Origin of the sequence: uncultured Salinisphaera sp. (assembly GCF_964012375.1) — a bacterium.
GTDB lineage: Bacteria > Pseudomonadota > Gammaproteobacteria > Nevskiales > Salinisphaeraceae > Salinisphaera.
This window is the reverse complement of record NZ_CAXGSH010000110.1, coordinates 1-11,572: the sequence shown is the minus strand read 5'-3', so window position 1 is coordinate 11,572 and position 11,572 is coordinate 1. Positions and strand designations below refer to the sequence as shown.

11 protein-coding genes and 1 pseudogene are annotated in these 11,572 nt (G+C 64.6%); 7 read left to right on the top strand and 5 right to left on the bottom strand.

Annotated elements, in window-relative coordinates; genetic code table 11:
• The 3 genes from ABNU97_RS15545 to ABNU97_RS15535 all read right to left on the bottom strand — a co-directional run.
• Positions 1-239: phosphotransferase (locus ABNU97_RS15545; RefSeq protein WP_348767587.1), on the bottom strand; the 239-nt coding region annotated here is incomplete at its 3' end.
• A gap of 34 nt (positions 240-273) precedes the next feature.
• Complete coding sequence (locus tag ABNU97_RS15540; RefSeq protein WP_348767586.1) at positions 274-969, bottom strand: TetR/AcrR family transcriptional regulator; 696 nt, start codon at positions 967-969, stop codon at positions 274-276.
• Between the two features lie 16 nt (positions 970-985).
• Positions 986-1,687, bottom strand: coding sequence for a histidine phosphatase family protein (locus ABNU97_RS15535; protein WP_348767585.1), 702 nt, complete (start codon positions 1,685-1,687; stop codon positions 986-988).
• Positions 1,688-1,802: 115 nt separating this feature from the next.
• Here ABNU97_RS15535 and ABNU97_RS15530 point away from each other — a divergent pair, with 115 nt between their 5' ends.
• Together ABNU97_RS15530 and ABNU97_RS15525 are read left to right on the top strand one after the other, a co-directional pair.
• Positions 1,803-2,624: an SDR family oxidoreductase gene (locus tag ABNU97_RS15530; RefSeq protein WP_348767584.1), complete on the top strand. Its 822-nt coding sequence runs from the start codon at positions 1,803-1,805 to the stop codon at positions 2,622-2,624.
• A gap of 34 nt (positions 2,625-2,658) precedes the next feature.
• Positions 2,659-3,720, top strand: coding sequence for a saccharopine dehydrogenase NADP-binding domain-containing protein (locus ABNU97_RS15525; RefSeq protein WP_348767583.1), 1,062 nt, complete (start codon positions 2,659-2,661; stop codon positions 3,718-3,720).
• Here ABNU97_RS15525 and ABNU97_RS15520 read toward each other — a convergent pair.
• Positions 3,712-4,527, bottom strand: coding sequence for a M90 family metallopeptidase (locus ABNU97_RS15520; protein ID WP_348767582.1), 816 nt, complete (start codon positions 4,525-4,527; stop codon positions 3,712-3,714). The two genes, ABNU97_RS15525 and ABNU97_RS15520, sit on opposite strands and share 9 nt — an antisense overlap.
• A gap of 68 nt (positions 4,528-4,595) precedes the next feature.
• Here ABNU97_RS15520 and ABNU97_RS15515 point away from each other — a divergent pair, with 68 nt between their 5' ends.
• Positions 4,596-5,198, top strand: a complete 603-nt coding sequence (locus ABNU97_RS15515) for a hypothetical protein (RefSeq protein WP_348767581.1) — start codon at positions 4,596-4,598, stop codon at positions 5,196-5,198.
• Between the two features lie 22 nt (positions 5,199-5,220).
• On the opposite strand, the gene ABNU97_RS15510 is transcribed toward ABNU97_RS15515, so the two are convergent.
• Entirely contained in the window at positions 5,221-6,111 is an 891-nt protein-coding gene (locus ABNU97_RS15510) for a 5'-nucleotidase (RefSeq protein WP_348767580.1), read from the bottom strand.
• A 375-nt stretch (positions 6,112-6,486) separates the two neighbouring features.
• Here ABNU97_RS15510 and ABNU97_RS15505 point away from each other — a divergent pair, with 375 nt between their 5' ends.
• The 4 genes and pseudogenes from ABNU97_RS15505 to ABNU97_RS15490 form a co-directional block, all read left to right on the top strand.
• Positions 6,487-7,890 carry a DcaP family trimeric outer membrane transporter gene (locus tag ABNU97_RS15505; RefSeq protein WP_348767579.1) on the top strand — a complete coding sequence of 468 codons (1,404 nt, stop codon included), beginning with the start codon at positions 6,487-6,489 and terminating at the stop codon, positions 7,888-7,890.
• Positions 7,891-8,018: 128 nt separating this feature from the next.
• Positions 8,019-9,824, top strand: coding sequence for a sulfotransferase (locus ABNU97_RS15500; protein WP_348767578.1), 1,806 nt, complete (start codon positions 8,019-8,021; stop codon positions 9,822-9,824).
• A 213-nt stretch (positions 9,825-10,037) separates the two neighbouring features.
• Complete coding sequence (locus ABNU97_RS15495; protein ID WP_348767577.1) at positions 10,038-11,045, top strand: ligase-associated DNA damage response exonuclease; 1,008 nt, start codon at positions 10,038-10,040, stop codon at positions 11,043-11,045.
• A 220-nt stretch (positions 11,046-11,265) separates the two neighbouring features.
• Positions 11,266-11,572: pseudogene (locus tag ABNU97_RS15490) on the top strand (patatin-like phospholipase family protein); the annotation flags it as partial.

Here is an 11,572-nt window from a genome sequence, read left to right as displayed (position 1 = left end):
CCCATGTCGTGGGCGGATTTCACCTGGCTGCCGAAGGGCGGGCGGCGCAGAACGTATTCGTTGCCGTCCACGGCGAGCAGGTAGGTAAGATTCGAGGCGCCACCGGGGAACTGGCGGATGGTCATCTCGCCGTGTTCGGGCACCAGCACCGGCGCGTGCTCGCGACACCACGCGGTCAGTGCGGCGGCGTCGATGCCTTCGCCCTCGCGAATATCGCGGGCCTGGTCCAATGCGCTCATCCGAATCTCCTCAGCTGTGCGTTGTTGTAGTCGTTCACGCGCGGGTCGCCAAAAGGGCCTCGGTCGCGGCGGTCACTGTATCGGCATAGGCAGCCACGTCGAGCCCGCGCTCGCCGTGCTTGTGGCGTTTGAGATACCAGTCCTGAAGCATGGCTTTGACGAGGCCGGCGGCAATATCGGCGTTCATCGCGCCGTAGTGGCCGTCGGCCTGCCCCTGGCGGATGATGTCGGCGAAGATCTGTTCGGAATTGCGTTCGGCCGCGACCGCCTGGCGGCGCTCGTCCGAGGCCAGGTGATGGGCTTCCATATACAGAAAGAAAAACCATTCGCGCAGCGCTTCGGTGGTCAGAAGGTGCGCTTCGATGGCGGTGGCGAGCCGGCTGCGGCTGTCGTCGATGTCTTCCAGCGCGCTGGCCATGACCCGCCGGAGCGTGCGCGAAACCCAGGCCTGAATAAGGCGCGCGAGCTCGTCCTTGCTGCCGATATAGGCATACAGACCGCCCAGCGACAGGCCGCTCTCGCGGGCCAGCTCGCGTAGCGTCATCGCGGCAAAGCCTTTGCGGTTGGCCAGCCGCAGGGTGGCCTCGATAATACGGGTGAGATTGTCGGTGGCTGCCTGCGCGCTGCGCACGGCAATCGCACCTTCGCGAGCCTCGACGATCTGGGCACAGAGGCTGCGGCTGTCCAGATGGTGGCGTGCGGTAAAGCTTTCGAGCGAGGGTCGTTCCATGGCGTAACCTTCGGCGCTAGCGAAACGTCACCAGGCTGTCGTCCCCGGCGGCGCGCAGCGCAGCGATATCGTTGAAGCCAAGCATGCGCCAGCCATCGCGGGTCGAGCGCAGTTCTGCGACCGCGGCGTTGTAGATGCTCCAGTTGAGCTCGATGGCCTTGTCGTCCGGCGCGCCGGTCGCGGTGGCGATGGATATCGCGATCGGCCCGCCCGAGCTGCACAGACCGATACGGGCATCCCGTGGGTATTCGTTGCGCAGCCGCGCCAGCGCTGTCTGGACCCGTGCCTTGAAGGCCTGCCACGATTCGCAGCCGTCGTGGTCGTGCGCGGTGCCGGCCAGCCAGTGTCGGGTGACCTGTTCGAACACCTTCTGGAACAGTCGCCGATCGGTCTTCAGCTGGTCGCGTGCGGCGCCCAGCTCCGGATTTTCTTCGAAAACGCGGGGCGTGTAGGCAGCAAAGATGGCGTCCGCGTCGTACTCGTTGAACGCCGGGTCCGTATGTATGGCGGGCGCTTTTTCGTAGCCGGCATTAACCAGTTCGGCGGTGCGCTGCTGGCGTTGCAGATCGCCAGCGAGCATGACGTCGAAGTGTTGCCCGGCCGCGGCCAGGTGGCGGCCGACCAGGCGCGCCTGGCGTTCGCCGGTTTCGGACAGGCGGTCGTAGTTGGCCGCGCCAAAACTGGCCTGACCATGACGGATGAGTACGAGCTGGGTCATGGCGCGACTATAGGCAGGCGATGTTCGAACGGTCAATGTATAACGGACGTTCGTTATATTTTCGCTATGCTGTAAGCGAGCGCACCTTAGGCACGCCACGGCTGGCAGGCTATCCATGATTCAGAAAACACGCAATTCCGATGTTGTCCGGCGTATCGCCATCACCGGGGCCGGCAGTGGCCTGGGCCGCGAGCTGGCGCTGCGCTATGCCCGCGAAGGCTGGCGGGTGGCGGTCACCGATATCCAGGATGGACGTGCCCGTCAGGTGGCCGGCGAGGTCAATAGTGCCGGCGGCCAGGCCATCGCACAGACCTTGGATACCCGTGAGCCAGAGCATTTCGATGCCCTGCTCGAACGCATTCGCGAAGAATGGGGCGGATTGGACGTGTTCGTGAACAACGCCGGTGTATCCAATGCCGGCAGCGTGGTCGATACGCCGCTCGACGACTGGGACTGGATGCTGGATATCAATCTCATGGGCGCGGTACGCGGGGCACGCGCCGCGCTGCCCATGCTGCGCGAAAGCCGGGGCCATCTGGTCAATATCGCCTCGTTTGCGGCGATCGCCAATGCGCCTGGCATGGCCGCCTACAACGCCGCCAAGGCCGGGGTGCTGTCGCTGTCGGAATCGATCCGCGGCGAGGAATACGACCATGGCGTGGGCGTGACCGTGGCCTGTCCGGCGTTTTTCGCGACCAATCTGCTCGACTCGTTTCGCGGTACCCACGATCGCCAGCGCGCAATGGTGGAAAAACTCATGCGCCGTGCGCGTGTCAGCGCTGCAGACGTGGCCGATGACATTTATGATGCGGTCCGCGAGAGCCGGTTCCTGGTGATCTCGCACCGCGATTCGCGTTGGCAGTATCGTTTCAAGCGGCTGTCGCCGGAACGCTTTTTCTTCGCTGTCCGCAAGGCGACGCGCTCGTTTACCGGCTGATCTGCGGCCCGCTGCCGCACGCAAGAGACCGACGATGACCCAACCGACGTTCATGATCTACGGCGCCTATGGCTATACCGGCGAGCTGATTGCCCGCCAGGCAGTCGCCGAGGGGTTGATGCCCGTGCTGGCGGGCCGCCGGGCCGAGGCACTGGCGCCGCTGGCAGACGAGCTGGGGTTGGATTATCGCGACTTCGGCCTGCACGAGGCCGCTGATATTGCGCCGCATCTGGATGGTATCGACGTGCTGCTGCACTGTGCCGGGCCGTTCTCGGCCACCGCCCCGCAGGCCATGGCGGCCTGTATTTCCGCGGGCGTGCACTATCTGGATATTACCGGCGAGATCAGCATCTTCGAGCATTCGTTCAGCCGTCACGATCATGCCGCGAAGGCCGGCGTCGTGATCTGCTGTGGGGTGGGTTTCGACGTCGTGCCGACCGACTGTATTGCCGCCTACCTGGCCGAGGCCATGCCGGACGCGGTCGAACTGGCGCTGGGTTTCGATTCACGCTCGGGGTTTTCGCCGGGCACGGCCAAGACCTCGGTCGAAGGGCTCGCCGATGGCGGCAAGATCCGGCGCAATGGTCGCATCACCACCGTGCCCTTGGCCGCCAGCGTGCGCGAGATCGATTTCGGCGATGGCCCGAAACAGGCGATGACCATCCCCTGGGGCGATATTTCGACCGCCTGGCATACCACCGGCATCGACGATATCGAAGTCTATATGCCGATGTCGCCGAAGCGTATCAAGCAGGTGCAGCGCCTGAACTGGGTCAGGCCGTTGCTGGGCCTGTCGCCGGTGCAGAGCTTTCTCAAGAAGCGGGCCGCGAGAATTGCGGGCCCGGACGAATCGCGACGCGAGCAGGCCACCACCCACGTCTGGGGCGAAGTGGTCAACGCCCGTGGCGAGCACCGGGTTGCGCGGGTACACGTCGCCAACGGCTACAACGTAACCGTGCATGCCAGCCTGGCGATTGTGAAGCAGTTGCTGGCCGAAGCGCCGGCCGGGGGCAGCTATACGCCTTCGCGGCTCGCCGGCAAGGCGCTGGTCGAGCGCCTGCCAGGCAGCTCGAGCGTCGAAATCAGCTCAGAATAGGTCTTCGAACGCGGGTGGCTGGCGCGCGGTATCGATATCGAAGTATGCCGCCATCGTGCGATAAAGCTCGGTGTGATGACTGGCCAGTTCGGCGCCGCGCTGAAAAAAGGCTTCCACGGCGACGGCGAAGAATTCGGCCAGGTTCTGGGCGCCGTAGATATCGATGACCGGCGAGCCCTGCTCGCGCAGCTGCTCGAAAGCTTCGCCGAACACATGCGTCCAGCGGTCGGCGTCGGCCATGGGTGGCGCGCCTTCCTGGGCCGGGGCGGCGAAATCCAGCAAATGGGCGAATTCGTGCAGCACAACGTTGTGGGGGGCGCCGGCCAGCGCGGCTTCCACATCGGTCCACGACAGCACCACCCGGCTGTCGTCCCAGGCTTCGCCTGAGGCCAGCAACGGCAGGTCGTCGACGAGGCCGTTTTCATCCGGTTCGGTCTGGTGGATGTAGAAGGCGTCGGGATAGATCAGCACCTCGCCGGGCAAGGCAAACGTGCCGGGCGTTGCGCCCAGACACAGCAGGCTGGCCTGGCCGGCAATGGCCAGACGCATGTCGTGCGTGACGTCCAGGCCCTGGCAGCCGATAAAGCGTACGTCGGTTACGAGCCGCGCCGCCAGCCGTGGCAGGCGTTCGAGCTGGCGGGCATCGAGCAGGCCACGCCAGGGCAGCAGCGCCAACAGCCGGGCGCGCTCGCGTTCGTTCAGGCGGGCCGGGGCGCGCACGAGCAAGCGCAGGCGGGGATAGGCGATAATACCGGCCGCCGCGATGAGGCTGCCGACAAGCACGGTGATCGCGGCGACCGTATTCATACGGTATCGATCCGAGCGCCCGCGGCGGTTCGGCAGGCTATCGATTGCATAAGGATGGAAAAACCCCGGTGAGCTGGTCCCAAATCGCGCTGAGCATATTCTCGACCGTCACGTCGTTCATCATCTGGTCGTTTCTGGTCTATGTATTCTACGTGCTGCGCAATCGCAGCCTTGAGCACAAGCTCAAGCAATTGATTCAGCCCGAGCGCAGCGTGCCCGACGAAGATCGGGTGCATATCGTGTGTGCCAACGCCACCGCTGTACGGGTGACGGTACGCGATGTGCGCCTGATCACCGACGACGACGTGCATGTCAGCTTGGCCTATATCGGCGATACCGGCGATGTCGTGAGGCCGCGCAGGCCCAACGACATCATCGCCCGGCGGCGCAATCCGGTGATCACGCGGCATGAAAAGGCCGGGCTGATCGAGCGCAATTTCGTGGAGCTGCCGGCACAGAGCGCGGGTATGTGGGCGCTGACCGCCGATCAGGTGGAAAACCCGAAGTGGCACTTCGTGGAATGCCTGCTGGTGATCGACTATCCCACCCTGCTGAACACCCGCAAGCTTATGGTGGTCTACGCCAAGCAGGCGATCGTCGACAGCATCAACGACGATTTCAACCGTTATATCGTCGATGCCCGCCGACGCATTCAACAAGGGCGCGCTTGATCAATAGGACGCCAGCCGTACGCTATTCATTAGCTACGCCATGCGGTACATGGCCGGCGGCCACGCGCTGCGAGGCGCTGCCGATATGGGTTGCCTGATCGTCGAAGAAAATATCGGCGCCGAAGGCTTCCAGGAACTCGGCCTTGGTCATACCCCCCAGGAACAGCGCTTCGTCGATACGGATATGCCAGGCCCGTAGCGTACGGATCACGCGTTCATGAGCGGGCGCGCTGCGTGACGTGACCAGCGCGGTGCGAATCGGGCAATGGGCCGGGTCGAATTCGGCCTGAATCCGGGTCAGCGCCTCCAGGAATGCCTTGAACGGCCCGCCCGGCAGCGGTTCACCCGCTGAGCTGACTTCGCTGGCGGCAAACGCTTCCAGCCCCTGTTCCTTGAAGATACGTTCGGCGTCGTCGGAAAACAGCACCGCGTCGCCGTCGAAGGCGATCTTGAGTTCGCCGTCTTCGTGGGCAAGTGAATGGCCCGGCACGATGGTGGCAGCCGCACAGCCGGCCTTGAGGGCAGCGCGTACGTCGTCCGGGTCGGCAGAAAGAAACAGATCGGCGCCGAACGCATTCACATAGCGATAGGGCGAACTGCCGCTGGTAAACGCCGCTCGGCTTATCGGCAGTTTGTGATGGGCGATGGAATTAAACACCCGCAGGCCCGTATCGGCGCTGTTGCGCGAAAGCAGGATGACCTCTACGCGCTCGCTACCTGCCTCGTTCAGGGCCAGCAGCTTGCGTACCAGGCCAAAGGCGACGCCCGGCTCCAGTACGTCTTCCTCGTGTTCAATCTGGTAGTTGCAGTAGGCCTCGCGGCCGTCGGTTTCGAAGACGCGATGGCTTTGCTCGAGATCGAACAGCGCGCGCGAGGAAATGCCGATGACCAGTTTTTCGGGGTGCGTGTCCATGCGTTCAAGTGTAGCGCCATTGCGCGCGCTCAGCGCGCACGACGTGCTCTAGATCGGTGCGTGTAACCGTCTGAGACTAAAGTCCCGGTGCGTTCCAAAACCGCGACCCGGGTGCCCGTAAGGCGCGCGTCGCTGCTGCCGAGGGGCCGCACAAGCCTTGCTTCATCGAAAATAATAAGGAAATGTTAATTTTTAATTGCGTTTTCTTGCGCGGTTGGCAGGCGCCTTGCTTGCTGTGGCGGCTGGCGCCGTGTTCGCGCCCGCCCGGCAGTGGCTTGGCAAAACCCTGTGTTTGTAGGGTAACGTACAGCTCTAGCCGGATCGTGGTGGGACACGGTCAGGGGGATCTAGCTTTTTATCTCAGGGAGAAACGAGATGGGGACGAGTACGTTCAAATCCAGCACGGTTCGTGCGTCTGTGCGTGGTGCGATCGGCACCGCCGTTGCGGTACCACTGCTGTTTTCGGCCATGCCGGCCATGGCCCAGAGCCAGCAAGAGCAGATGCAGCAGCTGCGTGACCAGATCCAGCAGATGCAGCAGCGCTTTGACGAGCTGCAGGCACAGCAGGAAGAAATGAAGCAGACGCAGGCATCGCCGCGTTCGGACAAGCAGCTGGTGCGCAAGTCCGAAGACAGCGATGGCTTCATGGTGGGCAACACCAACGTGAAGATCGACGGCTACTTCAAGTTCGATGCCATCTACGATTTCGAAGACGACCACGGCGCCTCGCTCGGCCCGTCCGATGCCATCGGCACGCTGGATAGCAAGGGTACCGATCGCCCCGGCGACGCGGACCTGGGTGCCACCATCAAACAGACGCGCCTGCGCCTGCACACCACCACGCCGACCGAATACGGCGACGTCGGCGGCTATATCGAAATGGATCTCTACGGTCAGCCGTACGACTCCAGCTTTGACGGCAGCGTCGGCCCGCGCGTGCGTCGTGCCTATCTGACCTTCGGCAACTGGCTGATCGGTCGCGACTGGTCCACTTTCTCCGACTTCAACTACGGCACCACGCTCAACTTCTACGGCCCGCAGGCCCAGCTGTTCGAACGCCAGGCCCAGGTGCGCTACACCATGGATGCCGGTGACAACACCAGCGTCGATTTCTCGCTGGAGAATCCGGGCGGCGGCACCGTGATCGCTGGCGATGACGCCGATCCGGATTTCCGTGGCCTCGAAGACGGCACGGGGACGGAAAACACCTTGCCGGACATGGTGATTCGTCTGAAGAACTCGAACGGCCCGTTCAGCGTGCAGGCCGCCGCCATCGGCCGTTATCTCAAGGCCGACGTGAACGACGTCACCGGCACCGGCGATTCCGACGAAGATTCCGTGGTCGGCTACGGCCTGAACCTCGGTGGCTCGCTGACCCTGCCCACCAAGACCACGCTCATGGTCTCCAGCGTGTATGGCAAGGGCATCGGCAAGTACGCCTATCTGCCGGCCGGCGGTGCGGATGCCTATGTCACCAGCGACGGCGATCTGGAAGCGATCGAGCGTTACGGCTTCATCGGCACCATCTCGCAGGAGCTCACCTCGACGCTCACGACGAACCTCATCTACGGCAAGGCCTACTCCGAGAACCCGGATGACTTCGTCGGCAGCACCGACGGCCTGCACGACAACTCGTCGTCGGCGCACGTGAACCTGCTCTATACGCCGGTGGACCCGCTGACGCTGGGTATCGAGTACAACCGGGTCGAATACGAAAGGCAGAGCGGTACCGACGCCACCGCCCAGAACGTACAGTTCTCCACGATCTACAACTTCTAGATCGCGGCTGTATGACGCGCCCGGCACTCGTGCCGGGCGCCTTGAAGCCCCGGTTCGCCGGGGCTTTTTTGTGCCCCGCGTTTGTGAACGCGGCGGCGAGGCGTTTCGCCACAGGTTAGGATGATCCGATGACCCGCCGTGCTGCATTCCGAACCCATGCTGGCCCCAGGGCCCAGGCTAGCGCGCTGGCCGAGGGCGTGGCCCTGCATCGAGCCGGTCGGCTGGCAGAGGCCGAAGGCTGTTATCGACGCATCAAACGGCGCGACCCGGACTACGCCGAAGCACTGCGCATGCGAGCGCTCGTCGCCCATCAGCAGCGCGAGCCGGATACCGCGGTCAAGCTGTTGCGCCGCGCCGTCGAACACCAGCCCAGCAACCCGGTCTATCACCACAGCCTGGGCGGTCTGCTGCGGGCGCTGGGCGATTCCACGGGCGCGATCGCGGCCTTTCGGCGGGCCTGGGCGCTGCAGCCCGAGCGGGCAGAAAACGGCCTCGATCTGGGCGATGCGCTGGCCCAGGCCGGCGACAGCGAGGCCGCACTGGCGGTCTACGCAGAGGTCTGCCGTGCCCGGCCGGCGTTGCTGGCCCCCTATCTGCGCAGCGCAAACCTGATGTTCGAGCGCGGCGACCCCGAGGGCGCGGCGGCGCGCCTACGCGAGGCTGAAAGCCGGGCAGCGGCGGATGGCACGACCCAGTGCGAACTCGCCGCGGCATGGGCGGCGATCGGCGCCTACGAACAGGCCGCCAAGCTCTACACCGAGCGCCTGGCACAGGCGCCGGATGACGCACAGGCCAGGGCCGGGCTGGGCAGTGCCTGCCAGAGCCTGGGCCAATTCGAGGCGGCCACGGCGCATTTCGAGCAGGCGCTGGATCTCGACGCGGGGCTGGGCTGGGTCTATGCCGCGCTGATGAGCAATCGACGCTACGTCTTTTCCGACGCTCGCCTGGCCACCATGCAACGCCTTGTCGCCGATCCGGATCTGGACGCGCGTGCACGCAGCCAGCTGCACTTCGCGCTGGGCCAGCATTTCGATGCGGGCAAGGCAGCCGAACAGGCCTTTGCCCACTTCGAGGCCGGCAACCGGCTGCATGCGCGTCGTGAACCCTTCGATCGCAGCGTGTTCGATGCCCGTATCGAGCGCATCCTGAGCCGTTGCTCGCGCGACTTTTTCCAAGCCCACAAGGGCATGGGCCACGACAGCGAACGGCCGCTGCTGATCGTGGGCATGCCGCGCTCGGGTACGAGCCTGGTCGAACAGATCGTGGCCAGCCATCCGCAGGCCCATGGCGCTGGTGAACTCAACGATATCGGGCGCATGGTGCGCGAACTGCCGGTGATCACCGGCAGCGATAAACGCTACCCCGAATGCCTCGATCGACTGACCCCGCAAGCGGCGACGATGCTTGCACAGCGCTATCTCGGCGGGCTCGAAGCCCGCGCGCCGGCGGCGGTTCGTGTGACCGACAAGATGCCCTTCAACATGCTGTGGCTGGGTTTGATCGCCTTGATCCTGCCCAACGCCCGGGTGATCTATTGTCGGCGCGATGCGATGGACAACGCGCTCTCCTGTTATTTCCAGCTGTTCAGCCGCGGCCTGCGTTTTGCCTACGATCTGAGCCATGTCGGCCACGTCTATCGTCAGCACGAGCGACTGATGGCGCACTGGTGCGAACACCTGCCGCTGTCCATGCTCACCGTGGACTACGAAGATCTGGTGCGCGAGCCGGAAAGTCAGAGCCGGCGGCTGATCGAGTTCACCGGACTGGACTGGGACGAGCGCTGCCTGGATTTTCATCGGCATGCACGCGGCGTACGTACCGCCAGTGTCTGGCAGGTGCGCCAGCCCGTGTATCAATCCTCGTTGGCCCGCTGGAAGACTTACGAACCGTGGCTCGCCCCACTGCGCGAAAGCCTGGCAGGCTCGACTGATTGACCCGGCATGACAACAGACGACTTTTGGGTTGATAGCGCGCGCGTGCGAATGAACGCGCGCCACGGCCAACGGCCGTGAAGCCTTTGAAAATAAAAGACAGACGCGTGCCAGCGTTTCTTTGGATGGCGCTGAAAACAGCTGACTCAGGCAGATGTTTTGGTGTTGAATCGATAGCGTGGCCGGCATGCGCCTGCCACTACCGGGAGGACCGCGATGGCCGCTGTAATCGAACCCACTGACAAGGGCCTGTACTGCGCGGCAGGGGATTTCCATATCGACCCGTGGCGGCCGGTCGAGCGGGCCCTGATTACCCATGCCCATGCCGACCATGCCCGCAGCGGCCATGGCCACTACTGGGCCACCGCACAGAGCGCGCCCATCCTTTACAAGCGCCTGGGCCGCGGTATCGAACTCACGCCTATCGAGTACGGCGACGAACTCAGCTTTGGCGAAGCCCGCGTGTCGTTTCACCCGGCCGGACATGTGCTGGGCTCGGCCCAGATCCGTGTAGAAGTCGACGGCGAGGTCTGGGTGGCCTCGGGCGACTACAAGCGCGACGGCGACCCGACCTGCACGGATTTCGAAGTCGTGCCCTGCGATACCTTCATCACCGAGGCCACGTTCGCGCTGCCCGTGTATCGCTGGGCCGACACCGCCGACGTGGCGGCCGATATACGTGCCTGGTGGCAGGCAAACGCGAATGCCGGCAAGACCAGCGTGTTGTTTTCGTACTCGCTGGGCAAGGCCCAGCGCCTGCTCGCCGAACTGGCACGCCTGACCGACGAAACGGTCTATCTGCACGGCGCGCTGGTGCCCTTGACCGAGATCTATCGCGAGGCCGGCGTTGCCATGCTACCCACCGAGCCGGTCAGCGCCCAGGATCGCAAGGCCGATTTCGCCGGCGCGCTGGTCATGGCGCCGCCGTCGGCGGCCGGCTCGCGCTGGATGCGGCGCTTCAAACACCACGAAACCGGTTTTGCCTCGGGCTGGATGCGTATTCGCGGCAATCGCCGCCGACGCGGCTACGACCGCGGCTTCGTGCTCTCCGATCACGCCGACTGGCCGGGCCTGATCCGTACCATCGAGCAAACCGGTGCCCGCCGCGTGTTGGCCACCCATGGCCGCACCGACGTGCTCGTGGCTTATCTGCGCGAGCGCGGCATCGATGCCGCGCCACTGGTCACCGAATATGCCGACAGCCTGGAGGCCGAAGACGGTTGAGCCGCCAGCGGCGCGCTCTGCCGATGGCCGGCACGGGTGCGTTATGCTGAGCCATTGTCCGCGATTTCGAATAGGCGCAACGCATGTCGAAAACCACGGCCGCCAAGGGCGGCATCGGGCCTAGCCCCGGTTCGTACAGGCGCGCTCCAAGCGATCGCGGCGTTGAGCGTACGGCGTGCACCATGCGTCCGAGCGTTTCGCCGGCCGGGTCCAAGCGCTGATGAGCAGCGCGCTGGGGGCAGATACGTCGAGCCCGGTGGGCGCCGATGCCGCAGCCGATCGCGACGAGCGCGAGCGCCTGCAGCTGCAGCGCATGGAACGGGCGCTGGTACGCGCCTGGCTGGCCGCACCCTCGACGGTCGCGCAATCCGACTACGAATGCCTGCGCTATGCCCTGGGCATGGCACGCCTGCATGTATTTCGTATTCCCGGCACGCGGCGCGATATCCACGTCGATGCCGCGCGCATCATGCCGCTGCGCGCCTGGCTTCTGGAACATCTTTACGATCGGCTGCGCGGCTCGGCGA